Annotated in this window: 17 protein-coding genes; 13 read left to right on the top strand and 4 right to left on the bottom strand. The window is 40.9% G+C overall.

Annotated features, from left to right (window positions below):
• Positions 1-2: 2 nt before the first annotated feature.
• From R2Q94_RS04065 to R2Q94_RS04075, 3 genes are all read right to left on the bottom strand, one after another.
• Positions 3-584, bottom strand: a complete 582-nt coding sequence (locus tag R2Q94_RS04065; RefSeq protein WP_316820159.1) for a hypothetical protein — start codon at positions 582-584, stop codon at positions 3-5.
• A gap of 434 nt (positions 585-1,018) precedes the next feature.
• Positions 1,019-1,270, bottom strand: coding sequence for a hypothetical protein (locus R2Q94_RS04070; RefSeq protein ID WP_316820160.1), 252 nt, complete (start codon positions 1,268-1,270; stop codon positions 1,019-1,021).
• A gap of 66 nt (positions 1,271-1,336) precedes the next feature.
• Complete coding sequence (locus tag R2Q94_RS04075) at positions 1,337-3,505, bottom strand: S46 family peptidase (RefSeq protein WP_316820161.1); 2,169 nt, start codon at positions 3,503-3,505, stop codon at positions 1,337-1,339.
• 129 nt (positions 3,506-3,634) lie between these two features.
• Here R2Q94_RS04075 and R2Q94_RS04080 point away from each other — a divergent pair, with 129 nt between their 5' ends.
• From R2Q94_RS04080 to R2Q94_RS04140, 13 genes are all read left to right on the top strand, one after another.
• Positions 3,635-4,111: a GAF domain-containing protein gene (locus tag R2Q94_RS04080; protein ID WP_316820162.1), complete on the top strand. Its 477-nt coding sequence runs from the start codon at positions 3,635-3,637 to the stop codon at positions 4,109-4,111.
• Positions 4,104-4,709 (top strand): DNA-3-methyladenine glycosylase, encoded by a 606-nt coding sequence (locus R2Q94_RS04085; protein WP_316820163.1) that lies wholly within the window; start codon positions 4,104-4,106, stop codon positions 4,707-4,709. Before R2Q94_RS04080 ends, R2Q94_RS04085 begins: the two co-directional genes overlap by 8 nt.
• An 82-nt stretch (positions 4,710-4,791) precedes the next feature.
• Positions 4,792-6,081 (top strand): kynureninase, encoded by a 1,290-nt coding sequence (gene kynU, locus R2Q94_RS04090; protein WP_316820164.1) that lies wholly within the window; start codon positions 4,792-4,794, stop codon positions 6,079-6,081.
• The gene (locus R2Q94_RS04095; protein ID WP_316820165.1) at positions 6,078-6,938 is read left to right on the top strand and encodes a bestrophin family protein; all 861 of its coding nucleotides are present in this window, start codon (positions 6,078-6,080) and stop codon (positions 6,936-6,938) included. Before kynU ends, R2Q94_RS04095 begins: the two co-directional genes overlap by 4 nt.
• The gene (locus R2Q94_RS04100; protein ID WP_316820166.1) at positions 6,939-7,838 is read left to right on the top strand and encodes a histone deacetylase; all 900 of its coding nucleotides are present in this window, start codon (positions 6,939-6,941) and stop codon (positions 7,836-7,838) included.
• Between the two features lie 2 nt (positions 7,839-7,840).
• Complete coding sequence (topB, locus tag R2Q94_RS04105; protein ID WP_316820167.1) at positions 7,841-9,715, top strand: DNA topoisomerase III; 1,875 nt, start codon at positions 7,841-7,843, stop codon at positions 9,713-9,715.
• Between the two features lie 47 nt (positions 9,716-9,762).
• A complete protein-coding gene (locus R2Q94_RS04110) occupies positions 9,763-10,842 on the top strand; it encodes an MBL fold metallo-hydrolase (RefSeq protein WP_316820168.1) in 1,080 nt (359 codons plus the stop codon).
• Between the two features lie 72 nt (positions 10,843-10,914).
• Complete coding sequence (locus R2Q94_RS04115) at positions 10,915-11,295, top strand: hypothetical protein (protein WP_316820169.1); 381 nt, start codon at positions 10,915-10,917, stop codon at positions 11,293-11,295.
• 35 nt (positions 11,296-11,330) lie between these two features.
• Positions 11,331-12,125 carry a hypothetical protein gene (locus R2Q94_RS04120; protein WP_316820170.1) on the top strand — a complete coding sequence of 265 codons (795 nt, stop codon included), beginning with the start codon at positions 11,331-11,333 and terminating at the stop codon, positions 12,123-12,125.
• Positions 12,126-13,058 carry a tRNA (adenosine(37)-N6)-dimethylallyltransferase MiaA gene (gene miaA, locus R2Q94_RS04125; protein WP_316820171.1) on the top strand — a complete coding sequence of 311 codons (933 nt, stop codon included), beginning with the start codon at positions 12,126-12,128 and terminating at the stop codon, positions 13,056-13,058.
• 64 nt (positions 13,059-13,122) lie between these two features.
• Positions 13,123-13,626 (top strand): hypothetical protein, encoded by a 504-nt coding sequence (locus R2Q94_RS04130; protein ID WP_316820172.1) that lies wholly within the window; start codon positions 13,123-13,125, stop codon positions 13,624-13,626.
• 134 nt (positions 13,627-13,760) lie between these two features.
• Positions 13,761-14,306: a DUF3347 domain-containing protein gene (locus R2Q94_RS04135; RefSeq protein WP_316820173.1), complete on the top strand. Its 546-nt coding sequence runs from the start codon at positions 13,761-13,763 to the stop codon at positions 14,304-14,306.
• A gap of 125 nt (positions 14,307-14,431) precedes the next feature.
• Positions 14,432-15,718, top strand: coding sequence for a citrate synthase (locus R2Q94_RS04140; protein WP_316820174.1), 1,287 nt, complete (start codon positions 14,432-14,434; stop codon positions 15,716-15,718).
• Positions 15,719-15,790: 72 nt separating this feature from the next.
• Here the strand turns inward: R2Q94_RS04140 and R2Q94_RS04145 are convergent, their stop codons facing one another.
• Positions 15,791-16,804, bottom strand: a complete 1,014-nt coding sequence (locus tag R2Q94_RS04145) for a DUF3667 domain-containing protein (RefSeq protein ID WP_316820175.1) — start codon at positions 16,802-16,804, stop codon at positions 15,791-15,793.
• Positions 16,805-16,809: the final 5 nt, after the last annotated feature.

Raw genomic sequence — 16,809 nt, forward strand, 5'->3', positions numbered from 1 at the left:
GGCTATTTCTTAAGCGTCATGGTGTAACTTGTTCCTATTTTAGCCTTAATGGTATCAATAGTTGATTTTCTTGGTTTAATCACGAGGCTGTACTTTAGGTTGCCGTTATTGAGGTAGTTTCTTAATAGATCATTACTCATGACCTGTTTCAGCGTAAGTTTAGCGGAAAAGGAATCTAAAGAAGAGTTGTTGGTGATTTCGGCCAGCTTGTCCTTTTGCGTGCCGCTGGATAAATTGGCGTTAATCAAACCAATACTGCTAAAATTACTTCTATTGTTTACGGTGTCGTTCTTATTAGGAATGAGGTCTACCGTAAAGTTAGAAAGACGAATCTCGCTGATGTTGTTGACACTATAGATTTCTCCTCCCTGTCTATTGAGGCTATCTAAAAAGTTGTTTATAACGAGTGTGGTTGGGAGGTTGTCTATCACGATTGAATCTCCATTAACTGTCATCGGGGGGATGGAGAATTTGATGGAATCCGGACTGATGATGAGGTCACGCTGGATGTCTTCTGAAATTTTATTGCAGGCAGAAAATGCCAGGATTAGGATAGCCACTATTAAAAGTAAATTCGCTTTCATCTCACAAAAGTACGTATAAACTGGCGGATTTATAAAATGCTTTTAAGCTTGATTTGCAGTTTTAAATCCGGAGGGATATGACCCGATTATCGAAGTTTTTGGCAGGGCATTCTAGTGTTTCCTGCCTTGAAAATAGGAGGGAAGATGCTTGTGTTTTAAGATAAAATGGTACCTTAGTGCTACTTCTTTTATACGCTGTTTTTTTAAGATAAAAACTCAAAACCTCCCTATTATTTGGCTATTTTACCTGCCCATACAATATTTTGTTAGATTACTTAACTGTTTGTTTTTCAGTAATATTATTTTGATTTGCTTAATCTAATACTATATATAGGTGTAGTTTTGAGTTTAAATTTATCCTTATTTTGCAGAATTAAATTTTGTGTTTGAATTAATCGTACTGTTTTACAGTTAGTTACGTATATCTTTGTCTACTAATATTGTTGACGCTGATAGGCGGCTGAAAAATCCGTTCTCATCTCTTTGAACCTGGCTACAACGGTAGCGATAAATGCTTCGTCCAGGATCTGGAAAATTTCATTGGCGCCACCTCCTGAGAGGTCTAATTCTGATAGCTTGTAGCTTTGTTCAAGTCCGCCTTGTTCAAACTTAATGATGTATTTCTGGTTCATGTTGAACAGGGTGATTTTGCATTCCGGATGCGGTAGTTCTGCGATTACTCTCATTGGATCTTCTGTAAAAAGGGCCGCCTTAATGGTAATTAAAGACGGCCCGGTGATTTGATGTTTCTATTATAATTTAACGCCCATTTCCTTGATCAGGTAATCGGCTTTGTCGATTTTTGAAGCTACCCATAATACGTAGCGGATGTCTACACCTATTGATCTGCTATAGCTTTCGTTCCAGGCGTAATCATTGATAGTAGCACCATAAGCGCGGTCAAAGTTAACGCCAATCAATTCGCCATAAGCATTCATAATTGGTGAGCCTGAGTTTCCTCCTGTGGTGTCCATATTGTATAGGAAAGCAACAGGAACATCATTAAGGTCTTTTTTGGCATAAGGGCCAAAGTCTTTAGCCTCCCATAGTGCTTTGATTTGTGCAGGATAGCCGAAGTCTGGATTTCCAGTGGTTCCTTTCTCCAAAATGCCCTTAATGGTGGTGTAAGGTCTCATGTAAGAAGCGTCTGCAGCCCAGTATCCCCTTACGTAGCCATAGGTAAGGCGTAGGGTACTATTGGCATCTGGGATGAAGTCTTTTTTCATGAACTTCTCTTTAACATTCACATAGTCGCCCATTAACTTATTTAAAAGTCCCTCTCTGCGGTCTTTCTCAGGTTTTAATTCATTGATTTGTTTGGCGATGTCCTTTTCAAACAACAATAGGCCGTCGTTGTAGTCGGCAATTGATTTAGGAGATTTTAATAAGGTATTCATCACGTAGGATTCGTCTTTGAGCTTGCTTAGGCCGATGCTGTTGTCTATGAATTGCGCTATGATGGCATTGCTATTTGTTCCTTTGCTGGTGATTTTGTTCACTGCGGTTACTTTTTGCATCGGATTAAAAGCTGCTGCGTCAGAAAGCATTCTGTTGAAGATCTTTTTGTCGACGTCCAGATCATAAGCTTCATAATTTGCGGCCAGGCTTTGTTTGAGTCTATTGATGTTTTGGTCAAAGAAAGCTTGTTTTTGAGCTGCTGGCTGTGCATCAAGTGCTGTTTTAAAGGTGTTGATGTTTCTGGATACGCCTAGCAGGCTGGTTGAATTGTAGATTTGAGAGAACCATAAATCTCTTTGTGCGTCTCCATTGATCAATTTGTAAAGATTGTCAATATCAGCCATCAAGCTACCGTATTTTGCTTTTACATCAACATTGTTGTTTATGAATTCAGCAAGCGCCGCATCTTCCTGTTTCTTTTGAGCAATGAGGTCAATGCCTTTCAGTCCCTGAAGCTTGCCTTTGTAGTTTTTCAATACATTGGCGTTTCTTTTGATTCTGGTGGCCAGTTTGATCTCTGTAGTTTTGTCTTTTTTGCCTGCATTTTCCATTGTTGCATTCTGGAAATCATACAATTCAGAAGTGTATGGCAGTAAAAACTGTTGCTGATATTGGATGAATTCAGCTGGGCGGTGACGAAATGTTCTTCCTGGGTAGCCTAAGATGAATACAAAATCTTCTTCATTTGTACCTTTTGGGTTGACCTTAAGGAACTTTTTTGGGGTATAAGGAACGTTGTCTTTTGAGTATTTAGCTGGAGAACCATCTTTTGCAACATATGCGCGCATGAATGAAAAGTCGCCGGTATGACGTGGCCACACCCAGTTGTCTGTTTCTCCCCCAAACTCGCCAATCTGACGGTTAGGTACATATACCAAACGCACATCCTGAATGGTTTTGTAGCGGAACAATACATAGGTCTTTCCGATGAACATTTCCGAGACTTCTGCTTTGATACCTGGGTCTTTTTTTTCTGCTTCCAGGGCAATGTTTTTCATCGTATTGTTGATGATCTGTAGTCTTGAAGCGGGATCTTCTATTTGAGCAACTGCACCTAATACTTTATCCGAAACGTCTTCATAACTGTCAGTAATTCGACAAGTTAATCCTTTTGCTTCAATTTCTTCTTCATGTGATTTGGCTACAAATCCATTGGTCAGGTAGTCGTGTTCAGGCGTGCTGGCCAACTGTACGGCACTAAAAGCGCAATGGTGGTTGGTGATGATCAGACCTTCATTTGAAACAAAGGATCCGGTACAACCACCTACGTTTACAAGTGCGTCTACCAGGCTGGTGCCATTAGGATTATAAATTTCATTCTGATTTATCTTTAAGCCTGCTTTTTTTAGGTCAAGCTTATGAATCTCGCTTAAAGGAAACATCCCTTCATCCCATGGCTTGTAGCCCGATTGGATCAGGCCAAAAGCGAGTAGGGAAGTGATTAATAAGATTTTCTTATTCATTTTGATGGTGTATGTGATTATAAAACCACAAACTTAGATAAAATTTCGCAATTGAATTTTATTGCTTTTACGGTGGCATGGCAGGAAAGGAGGCGGGCTTTTGTATCTTTGGTTATTAGAGAAAAAGAAATGGCAGAAGATTTAAAAATAGTAACAGATATCAGTAAAGCGGAGCAGTATCAATCATTGATTCCTCAGATAGCGGCTTTGATTACCGGAGAAAGGGATCAGATCGCGAATTTGGCTAACATTGCTGCGGCACTGAAAGAGCAGTTCAACTGGTTTTGGGTGGGTTTTTATCTGGTGAAGGAAGGTGAATTGGTGTTGGGTCCTTTTCAGGGACCAGTAGCTTGTACCAGAATTCAAAAAGGAAAAGGGGTTTGTGGTGCTTCCTGGTTGCAAAAGGAAACCTTGATTGTTCCGGATGTAGATGCTTTTCCTGGACATATTGCCTGTGCAAGTGCTTCGCGTTCAGAGATTGTTTTGCCCTTTTTCAATGGGGAGGAAGTGATTGGAGTGTTGGATGTGGATTCTGAATATCTTGCTCATTTTGATGAAGTTGATGCTAAATATTTAAAGGAAATAATTAATTTATTGCATGGCTAAATTGCCCTTCTCTTTTTATCAGCAGGAAGATGTGAATGCTCTGGCGAAAGCGCTATTGGGTAAGCAGTTGTTTACTTTTGTAGATGGAGAGTTGACGGGAGGAATGATTGTAGAAACCGAAGCTTATAAAGGAGTTGAAGATAAAGCTTCACATGCTTATGGCGGGCGGTTTACGGATCGGACCAGGGTAATGTATGAGTCCGGAGGTTTGTCTTATGTATACCTCTGCTATGGAATTCATCATTTATTTAATGTGGTGACTGCTGCAAAAGGCACACCTCATGCGGTGTTGATTCGCGGATTGGAGCCGCTCATTGGCATAGACGTGATGTTGCAAAGAAGAGGGATGGAGGTGTTGAAGCCGAGCCTGACCGCAGGTCCGGGAGTATTGGCCAAAGCAATGGGAATAGACCGGCGACTGAATGCTAAAGAGCTGGATGGCCCGGAGATTTGGATAACCGATGCGCCGGAGGAATGGCTTCCGGGTACGATCATTGCAAGTCATAGGATAGGCGTGGATTATGCAGAGGACCATGCTTTGCTGCCCTGGCGATATTACCTGAAAGGGAATCGTTATGTGAGTAAAGCCAGGGCCTGATCTGGTAGATTGGGGATAGGTTGTGGATAACAAAAAGGGAGCCGACCTTATTTATTTCCCTTTTTTATTGATATTTGAGACAATGAATTTTGAATACAGTTTAGCATTTGCAAAAGACCAGGATCTTGCGGATCCTCTTTCAGGTTTTAGAAAAGATTTTTTATTTCCGAATCAAAACGGGGTTCCATTTATATATCTGTGCGGTAATTCTTTAGGGTTGCAGCCTAAAGTAGCACGTGAGGTTTTAGAACAACAGATGTCCAACTGGGAAAACCTCGCGGTTGAAGGCTGGTTTGAAGGAGAAAGTCCCTGGATGTTCTATCACAAAGAGCTGAAATCACTGATGGCACCAATTGTTGGTGCAAGCCCAATGGAGGTTTGTCCGATGAATACGCTGACCCTGAACCTGCATTTGCTAATGGTGAGTTTTTATAAGCCTCAGCCCGGAAGATTCAAGATCATTATGGAGGCTGGTGCATTTCCTTCAGATCAGTATGCGATCGAAAGTCAGGTTCGCTTCCATGGTTATGATCCTACTGATGCGATTATTGAAGTCAGTCCGAGAGCGGGAGAATATACCCTGAGAACCGAAGATATTGTGGCGAAGATTGCTGAAGCAGGTGCGGAAACAGCATTGGTCTTGTTTGCTGGGATAAATTATTTTACCGGGCAATGGTTTGATATGGAAGCAATCACCAAAGCCGGCCATACGGTTGGCGCTATGGTTGGATTCGATCTGGCTCATGCGGCTGGAAATGTGCCCTTGAGCTTGCACGACTGGGGTGTTGATTTTGCTTGCTGGTGTTCCTACAAATACCAGAATTCCGGTCCCGGGGGGATCAGTGGTATTTTTGTCCATGAGAAACATTTTGGTGATAAAACCCTGAATCGCTTTGCAGGTTGGTGGGGTTATCAGGAAGATCAACGTTTTAAAATGGAAAAAGGCTTTGTACCGGAGGCTGGAGCCGATGGATGGCAGGTGAGCTGTACGCAGGTGATGCCGATGGCTTTATACCATGCTTCCCTAAAGATTTTTCAGAAAGCAGGTTTTATGGAAGGCTTAAGAGCTAAAAGTGAAAGTTTGACTGAGTACCTTATTTTTGCTGTAAACCAGGTGAATATAGAGTTAGGATTTGTGCAATTCAATATCATTACACCAACTGAAGCTATAGATCGTGGAGCGCAGGTCTCGATCATTGCAAAAGAGAAAGGGAAAGAAATATTCCAGCAGTTGGTGGCGAATAATGTGCTTGGCGACTGGAGAGAACCGAATGTGATCCGGCTGAGTCCGGTACCGTTGTACAATTCTTTTGAAGATGTTTTTAGAACAGCTGAGCTCATGCTCAAAATTAGCAAGGAGATAGGCTTATGATCAATTATAATCCAAAAGATTGGATCAGTTTTATATTTCATGTAGACCAGGCAGATGTCTTTAGAAAGCTATGGGCCTTAATGATTAGTGTAGCAATCTTTTCTGCTGGTATTGCATTTTTGGAATTGAACTACCTGAAACTATCCGCCACCCAATATGTGAAAAACATAGGGATGATGCACAGCTTGCTGGGTTTCGTAATTTCCATGTTATTGGTTTTTAGAACAAATACTTCCTACGACAGATGGTGGGAAGGCCGAAGGTTATTAGGAGGATTAACCAATGTAAGTCGCAATTTTGCGATCAAAATTAAGTCCTTAAGGTTAAGCAAAGAAGATGAGGAATTCTTTGAATATGCCATCCCTAAATTTGCTTTTGCCCTGAAGGAACACCTTCGTGAAAAGCAGTATTTCGGGAAGAATAGTTTACTGATTGAAGTGGATGGAGGAAAACACATTCCAATACAAATTGCGGCTAGTATTTCCAGTCGGGTTTACGATTTACAGGCTGCTGGAAAGATCAGCCAGGAGCAGTTGATTATACTTAATGCAGATGTTGAGAAGTTTATGGATATCTGTGGTGGTTGTGAGCGGATTAGGAGAACGCCTATTCCGTATTCTTACAGTGCTTTTATCAAGAAGTTTATCTTTGTTTATGTGATTACCTTACCGATCGGCTGGGTATTCAGTTTAGGGTATTATGTGGTGCCGATTGTGCCATTTATCCTCTATGTTCTGGCTGGTTTGGAGCTGATTGCCGAGGAGATTGAGGATCCATTTGGCGAGGATGCCAATGACCTTCCTGTCGAGGAGATTTGCAATAATATTGAGAAGCATGTGGGAGAAATTTTAAACTAAATGGGGAGAATTGCCTGGCATCCATTATTTGCACATCCTTTGCCAGAAGGTCACCGTTTTCCAATGTTAAAGTATGAGCTGATTCCAGAACAATTGCTTCATGAAGGGGTGATCACCAGGGCGCAGCTTTTTGAGCCTTCAGTGGCATCAGAAGCCACTGTATTGCTGACGCATGATGCCGCTTACTGGGCGCAGTTGAGGGACCTCAGTTTGCCGGCCAGGGAGCAGAGAAGAATAGGTTTTCCTTTAAACGCACAATTGCTGGAAAGGGAGCTGAGGATCGCTCAGGGAACGATAGATGGGGCAATTTTTGCATTGCAGCATGGTATCGCTTTTAATGTGGCAGGTGGGACCCACCATGCAGGCAGCAATTGGGGAGAAGGCTTTTGCCTGTTGAATGATCAGGCGATTGCCGCAAATTACTTGTTGAACAAGGGGCTGGCACAAAGGATTTTAATTATAGATCTGGATGTGCATCAGGGAAATGGTACTGCAGAGATTTTCGAAAATGAAGATCGGGTATTTACCTTTTCCATGCATGGGGATAAAAATTTTCCCTTTAGAAAAGAGATTTCAAACCTTGATCTCCCTCTGGAAGATGGATTAAAGGATGATCAGTTTTTAAAGAAGCTGGAGGCAGTGCTTCCGGAACTGTTAAAACATCAACCTGATTTTGTATTTTACCTTTCCGGCGTAGACGTGCTGGAAACAGATAAGCTAGGTAAACTGGCTTTATCAAAAGAAGGCTGCAAGGCCAGAGATAAGATGGTTTTTGATTTTTGCAAAGACAACAACCTGCCGGTACAGGTGAGCATGGGCGGGGGATATTCCCCAAACATCCGGGACATTGTGGAAGCACATTGTCATACTTTTAAAATTGGTTTAGATATTTTTGAATAATTATGAAGATTGTAATTGCAGAAAAACCCTCCGTAGGGCGTGAGTTAGCTAAAGTCTTCGGTGCTACGACAAAAAAAGATGGTTACATTGAAGGAAAAGGGTATTCTTTTACCTGGGCCTTTGGTCATTTACTTCAATTGGCGCCACCGCAGGAGTATGGTTTTATAGGATGGAGAAGGCAGCACCTACCCATGTTACCCAAAAAATTTAAACTGGCGATTCGTAAGATCAAAACCAAAGATGGTTTGGTGGAAGATCCAGGCGTTCGTAAACAACTGGATACGATTAAGATGTTATTCGATGAAGCTACAGAAATCATCGTGGCGACGGATGCGGGGCGGGAAGGTGAACTGATTTTTCGCTATATCTACTATTTTCTGAAATGTAAAAAGCCTTTCAAAAGACTCTGGATCTCTTCTCAAACTGACGAAGCGATCAAAGAAGGATTTAGAAACCTGAAACCCGGAACGGATTACGATACTTTATTCAATTCTGCACATTGCAGGTCGGAGTCGGACTGGCTGGTCGGGATGAATGCAACTCAGGCACTGAGTATTTCCGCTGGAAATCGCTCTGTGTTGTCTTTGGGAAGGGTGCAGACCCCAACATTGGCCATGATCTGCTCACGATATCTGGAGATCAGGAACTTTGTACCCCAAACCTATTACCAGTTGGCTATCCAGCTGGATAAAGACGGACAGCTATTTAGAGCGATGTCTATTGCTAACTTTAACAATAAGGAAGAAGCACAAGAGCTGTTTGACAAGATCGAGGATGTTGCCACAGGTTTCCCGAATGGAGGGAAGATTCTCAATGTAGAAGCGAAACCAAGAAAGGAACCACCTCCGCTTTTACACGATTTAAGTAGTTTACAGCAGGAAGGAAATAAAAAGAAGGGATTTACTGCTGATCAGACTTTGAGTTTATTACAAGGGCTGTATGAGAGTAAATTGATCACTTATCCCCGTACAGGGAGTAGATATATTGGCGATGATGTTTTTGCAGGGGTGCCGGCATTGATCGACAAGCTGAAAGACCATAAAGATTTCGGTAAACAAGCCGAATTTTTGAGTACAGCCAAGTTGAGCAAACGCAGTGTCAATGCGAAAAAGGTAACGGATCACCATGCCATCCTGCCTACAGGAGAATCTCCATATCAGCTGAGTGGTGATAAACAGGCCATTTATGATATGGTAGTTGGCCGTATGCTGGAGGCATTCCATCAGGAATGTGTCAAGGAGATTACTAAAATAACTGTGGAGTCCGGTTCTGTATTTATTGCCAATGGTACCGTTATCCGTTCTGCAGGATGGAGATCAGTATTTAACGATGCTGATGAAGAAAAAAAGGATGAGGAAAACCCTGCATTGCCTAAAGTAAAGGCAGGAGAGCTGTTGCCAATCCTGAATAAGGCCTTCATGGAGAAACAAACCAAACCCAAACCGATGTACAATGAGGCTTCTCTTTTGAAAGCTCTGGAAACTTCAGGTAAGGACATCGAAGATGAGGAGCTGCGTTATGCGATGAAAGATAGTGGTTTGGGTACTCCGGCCACCAGGGCTGCGATTATCGAGACCCTGATCAACAGAGAATACATCCTCCGGGAGAAGAGAAATCTGGTGCCTACACCGAAAGGACTTGCCGTGTATGATGTGGTGAAAGACCAGAAAATTGCACAGGCAGAATTGACGGGGCAATGGGAGAAACGCCTGGAAGAAATTCGTTCAGGAGCTTCTGTGGCCGATTTTAAAGCGGAAATCACAGAATATACCAAGGAGATTACCAATGAGATGTTACTGGCTGGAAATGGGATTGCAGCGAAATTAGCGCCAGCACCGGCTCCAGCAGCAGCTGTACCCGTTCCGGAAGCTAAATAAAAGCGGAGCAGAAAATGGCTGAAAGCAGGATTTAAATGAAGAAGTTTATGTATATTTTTTTAGTACTGGTCATTTTGATTGGTGGTTTTACCTTTTGGGTAATCAGTTTGCCGGTGTTTGGAAGTTTGTCGGAGGGCACACGTCTCCAAAGGATCAAAGCTTTGCCAAATTATAAGGACGGTGGATTGGAAAACCTATCACCTACGGCGATGAAGCCGGATAATGTGAGTTATTTGGATATGCTGATTGGGATGATCAAAGGAAATGAGCATTCGAGTCCAAAGAAAATGCTTCCACATGTGAAGCCTGATTTCTCAACCAGAGATGGGGTTAAATTGATATGGTTTGGCCATTCTTCCTATTATCTACAGGTAGATGGTCTGAATATTCTGGTAGATCCGGTATTTTCCCCGCGTACTTCCCCATTCTCTTTTTTAGGGAATAAGAACTACGAAGGAACCGATTTTGTTAAGACAGAAGATTTTCCGGCTTTAGATGTGGTTTTGATTACGCATGATCATTACGACCATTTGGATTATCAAACGATACTTAGGTTAAAAGATAAAACGAAGCATTTTGTGACTTCATTAGGTGTTGGCGCGCATTTGGAACGTTGGGGGATTCCTGGAGATAAAATTACAGAATTGGCCTGGGGAGAAGCTACGGAAATAGCCGGCTTGAAATTTTTAGCGAGACCGGCCCGACATTTTACAGGTCGGTTGTTTAAAAGAAATCAGTCCTTATGGTCTGCTTTTATTTTTCAAACACCAAATCACAAGCTATACCTGGGTGGAGACTCTGGGTATGATACTCATTTCAGGGAAGACGGAGTCAAATATGGCCCTTTTGATCTGGCAATTCTGGAATGTGGACAGTATAATGTTTATTGGCCATTGATCCATATGTTTCCTGAGCAAACTGTTCAGGCAGCGGTAGATTTAAAGGCTAAAGTGCTGCTGCCGGTTCATTGGGGGAAATTTACACTTGCGATGCACGATTGGAATGAGCCGGTGATCAGGGCGGTGAAAAAGGCAGAGGAACTGAATTTAAAAATCAGCACCCCGATGCTGGGAGAGGCCATTGTATTGGATGAAAATTATCCGCTGAAGAAATGGTATCTGGACTAGGTTCTTGTAAACAATATCTTGTGAATCATGTTATTATGGAGTTCGTTGTACTCAAATTTAAAACCAATACTCATGAAAACTGATCTTGTAGAAATTTTTCAAACCATTAGAGCCACCATGCAGTCTTACGAAGCAATGGGATTCAATAATCGGGTGAATAGTGATACGGCATATGAACTTTGGACTGAAAAAGAAGTGTTGGTTCAAGGGAAGAAAAGATTAGGCTGGTTTTTTGCCAGTGTAGTGATTCTAAAAAATGATGTAGGGTTTTATTTTATGCCGGTCTACGTAGAACCAGAAATGAAAACTACTTTTGATCCAAAATTATTGAAGCACTTAAAAGGAAAGTCTTGTTTTCATATTAAGAAGCTTGATTTTGATTTGCTGTCTATGATAGAAAGCGCCCTTGCAGATGGATTTAAATTATATAAAGAAAAGGGTTGGGTAGATTAAGGCCGGATTGGCAAATAGATTTTATAACCGAATTAGTGAATAAAGGTATCGCTTTTACGGAAGAAGAAGGAAATGACCTGGTTTTTCTGGACCATCAACAAGTAGCCATACATTTGGTTTCCTTAGCAGATAGCGGCAATCCTGAAGATTTTATTGCCTTACAAACAAAGTACCAGGAGCAAAACTGCTATTTAGTTCATTTATGGGAAGATGTTTGGCACAGTCGCAGGTATCAGGTTCTGGGAAGAATTGCTTCTATTTTAGGTTTAAATAAGACACTTCATGGTCGTAAAGGCAAAATCTTAGCGATTAATCAGGTTCAGGCAGATGAATTCTTATGGAAGCACCATTTGCAGGGTTCTGCAAAAACAAAATACAAATTTGCATTGGTCATTGGAGAGGAAATCGTGGCTGTTGCTTTATTTAGTGCGGCAAGGCCGATGAAGCGCATTGCCCCGGATTATCGTTCTTATGAGTTGGTACGTTTTGCCAGTCAGATTGGTTTCACCGTAACCGGTGGTTTTAGTAAATTACTCAAACATTTTATCCATCTCGTAAAACCCAATGATCTGATGAGTTATGCGGATAGGGATTGGTCTTTAGGAAATGCTTATGCTTCTTCGGGTTTTAAACTGGTCAATACCACGGAACCTTTAGCGATGTGGTTGGATTTAAAGGATTATACCCGAAAAACGATGCCCAGGCTGCCCTTAGCGCTATCTGATTTACTAAGTTCCCTGGATCAAAGGGCAAAGCAACAATTTTTAATTGATCATCATTATCTTCCTGTATTCAATACCGGAAATTTAAAATACATCTTATACTTGTAAATGGAGCATCACCCACTATTAGTTGTACTCGGACCTACAGCGTCAGGAAAAACTAAACTTGCAGTAAAACTTGCGGAAGCTTTAGGTGCTGAGATTATTAGTGCCGACAGCCGACAGGTTTTTCGAAATATGGACATAGGGACCGGAAAGGACCTTCAGGAGTACCGCATTCATGGAAAAGATATTCCTTATCACCTGATCAACATCAAAGATGCTGGGGAGAAGTATAATGTAAATGAGTATAAGGAAGATTTTTACCAGGTTTTCGAAGCGCTGACCGCCAGAAGGAAGTTGCCCATCTTATGCGGTGGCACCGGAATGTATGTGCATAGCATCTTACAGGAGCAGGAATATACCGCAATTCCGGTAAACGAGGGTTTACGGGCGAGGCTTTTACCGAAAGATATTTCGGAGTTAAGGGCAATGCTAGGGAATTATCCGGAGAAGTTGGTGGCACACGCCGATCTTTCTTCCCATAAAAGATTGATTAGGGTTCTGGAAATTGCCACATATTTGCAACAGCATGAATTCTCTCCTGTAAAAAGGCCATTAATCACTCCCTTTATTGTGGGATTGCAAACAGAGGTCGCTTTGCGCAGAGAGAAAATTGTGGCCAGAATGGAAGCCAGATTCAAAGAGGGGATGATTGATGAGGTGAAAAGTTTGTTGGAAATTGGCGTGTCAAAGGAGACTTTAATTTTTTATGGCCTGGAGTATAAGTTTATCATTGCCTACCTCGATGGAGCGCTGGATTATGAAACGCTTAAATTACGTTTAGGTACAGCGATATGCCAGTTTTCGAAGCGTCAGATGACTTTTTTCAGGAAAATGGAAAAGGATGGATTGAAGATTCATTGGTTTGATGCGGCTCAGGATGAAGCAGATTTATATGGGAAAGTGATGACCGCTTATCAGCAGGATTTGTCTTTTTAAAGGATAAAATATTTCCAATGGCATGCATTTTGTAAATGTTGGCGCATAACAACGAAATTACAACATGAAAAAATCGACCACCCTTATTGCCTCAACAGCAGCTGTTGTGGCTTTATTCTTTAGTACGAATGTAAATGCGCAGAAACTCGGTGTGGGTGTTAATTTAGGTGTTCCTACCACCGATGGCTATAGTTTTGCTATAGGTGCGGATGCGAGAATGCAGTTTGATGTTTCAAAACAGATTTCTGTTCCTATTACTACGGGTTACACTCATTTTATCGGAGAAAACAAAAATGGGTTTGATGTTCCGGATTATGGATACATCCCATTGAAAGCTGGTATGAAAGTGTTTTTTGATCCCAGCGGTTCAGGACTATATGGAATGGGAGAAGTAGGTGCAGCCTTTGGAGTAACGAAAAATTCGGGTACTTCATTTTTGTATTCTCCGGCAATTGGATATGCCTGGAGCAGCGGATTAGATCTTGGTGTTAAATATGAGGGCTTGCCAAAGAACGGTTTTAATACCGGACAAGTTGCTTTGCGTATTGCCTATGGCTTTAAATTATAGGTCTGAAAAAGACTTATTTACACTAAGCCCCTGTTTTTTTCAGGGGCTTTTTTATTTATTTAAAATTAAAACTGTAATTTAACCAAAAAACAGAATATCATAGATCTGTTATTCATAAAAACAAAAAAACTTATATGAAAAGATACTTCGCTGTAGCAGCAATTATGATTGCTACATCTTGTACGAACAACACTAACCAGAAAGTTGCATTAAGTGCTCCGGATTCTACTTCTGCAACAGCTGCAGCCCCCGGGACAACTGCAAATGTAAAATTGAAAGATGCCAATGTTCAGTCTATTTATAATGGCTACATCGTTCTGAAAGATGCTTTGGTAAGTACTAAATTTGAAGAAGCTACGAAAGCGGCAGCAGCATTGAAGGTAAATCTGGCCAATCAGAAAGGTTGTGAAAGCACAGCGCTGATCGCAGATAAAATCGCTACAGCAAAAGATATCGCCGCACAAAGAAAAGATTTTACGGCATTAAGTACCGACCTGATTGCTTTGTTTAAGCATGCGGAGCTGGAAGCAGGCACCATCTATGTGCAACATTGCCCAATGGCCAATAAAGGTGATGGTGGTGATTGGTTGTCTTCAGAACAGAAAATCCAGAATCCATATTATGGAGATGAAATGATGGAGTGTGGTAGAGTGGCCGAAGAAATCAAATCAGCGAAGTAATTTCGCAGATTCTTACTTATTCTTGACTCACATTTAATAATTATTTAACAGCTTTGTTAGCGCTGATCAAATGCTAATCAATTTCGATTAGCTAATTTTGTTTATTATAAATTTAAGATATATATATGTCAGATATTGCAGAAATTAAGATTGACGGAAAAGTCTATGAATTTCCCGTTATTACCGGTACCGAAGGGGAGAAGTCTATAGATATTTCGAAACTTAGAGATTTAACCGGTCACATTACCTTAGACTTTGGTTATAAAAACACCGGATCCACAAAAAGTGCAATTACCTTTTTAGACGGAGAAAAAGGGATTTTAAAATACCGTGGTTATTCTATCGAAGAGCTGGCGGAGAAATCTACCTTTCTAGAAGTAGCATACCTGCTTATATATGGCGATTTACCAACAACGGAGCAATTATCTGATTTTCAGGTTTCGATCAGCCGTCATACGCTGATTCATGAAGACATGAAAAAGTTCTTAGATGGTTATCCTTCTAAATCTCATCCGATGGCGCAATTGGCTTCATTGGTATGCTCATTATCTACATTCTATCCGGAATCTTTAAATGCAAATTCTTCGCCTGAAACCATGGATCTGACCATGATTAAGTTATTGGCGAAGTTCCCAACAATTGTATCCTTCATTTATAAAAAATCTTTAGGTCATCCACTGATCTATCCAAAAAATAAATACGACTACGTTAGTAATTTCTTAAACATGATCTTTGGTCAGCGTACAGAAGAAATTGATATTGATCCGGTAGTGGTAAATGCAATGAATACTTTATTGATCTTACATGCTGATCATGAGCAAAACTGTTCTGCTTCGACGGTAAGAATGGTAGGTTCATCAGACTGCAACCTTTATGCTTCTGTTTCTGCAGGAATCGCTGCTTTATGGGGTCCACTTCATGGTGGTGCCAATCAGGCTGTAATCGAAATGCTGGAACGCATTAAAGAAGATGGTGGTGATACTGAAAAATGGATCAATAAAGCAAAAGATAAAAACGATCCTTTCCGTATGATGGGTTTTGGTCACAGGGTGTATAAAAACTTTGACCCAAGAGCGAAAATCATTAAGAAAGCTTGTGATGACATTTTAGAGAAATTAGGCATCAATGATCCTGTATTGGAGATTGCCAAGAAATTAGAGGAAGCAGCATTGAACGATCCTTATTTTGTAGAGCGTAAACTTTATCCTAACGTTGATTTCTATTCTGGTATTATTTACAGAGCCTTAGGTTTCCCTACGGATATGTTTACCGTATTGTTTGCTTTAGGCCGTCTGCCGGGATGGATTGCACAATGGAAAGAAATGCATGAGAATAAAGAACCAATCGGTCGCCCACGTCAGGTGTACGTTGGTCATACTAACAGAGAGTTTGTTCCTTTAGATAAACGCTAGTTAAGTTCTGATCCATAAAAAAACCGCTTCATGCCCAGGCATGAAGCGGTTTTTTTATGGATTGATTTTGCATTACATCATTGCTGATAATACGCTAAGACCTAATAGGATGGTAAAGGTCATCACAATGGTATAACAGGTAATCAGCAGGAAATATTTTAATATGGTCACCCATATACGGTCGCCATAAAATGTTCTTAATGATTGATAGATATACCAGGTGATATAGAAAAAGCAAAGTACAAAGGTAACCTGGCTGATGTCATAAACAAAGCCAACCACCCAGGTGATTAATGTGCTGATCAGAACAACAAGAAATATGGCACTATGAACATGAAAGGAGTAAATTAAATGTTCAAAATAGTACTTTTTCTTATTGAAGTATACGAGTTTAAGTAGCAATGCAAAAAGTGGCAGCAGTAGGAACATGAGTTTTGGAATGTTGTGTAATAAACCTTCCTCCAATTTTTCACCCCCTTCCTTTGAACGGTTAATTTTAATAGATTTCTTTATAAAGTATCTGGTAAAATAACCATCACGATCTTTTTTTGCTAAAGACACTTGTCGCTTTTGGTAAGCCTCAATGGTTGAATCAGAGGACATGTTCCACTGTAGGGCTCCGCCTTTTTTTTCTGAACTGTCATTGATCCGTTTGGCCTCCTCTGCTTTTTTCTTGATGCTGCCTATAATACCAACATTTCCAATATTTAATGAGGGATTAGTTTCGGTAGAATGAGCTGCAGTTGTTGCCTTTTTTTCTACTTTTTCTTTCTTGTCATTCCCACTCAATGCGACCAGGAAAAATACAATACTAATAAAGATGTATAGTTTTATTGGGTGTAAATAAGTTGCTCTTTTGCCTTCTACATACTTTTGCGTTAATACACCAGGTTGAAATAGCAGTGGTTTGATGGTACCAAAGAACTTCGATTCAAAATGAAAATAATCAGAAACAGCATGCACTACCATATGTAGTGCATCTTCTTTTACAATGATATTTTCCTGCCCGCAGTAGGAGCAGAAATGAGCTTCGACCTGATGGCCACAGTTTAAACAGTCTTTTTCTTTACGGTATTTACCAGACATAGGAG

Source organism: Pedobacter gandavensis (genome assembly GCF_032678465.1).
Classification (GTDB): domain Bacteria; phylum Bacteroidota; class Bacteroidia; order Sphingobacteriales; family Sphingobacteriaceae; genus Pedobacter; species Pedobacter gandavensis_B.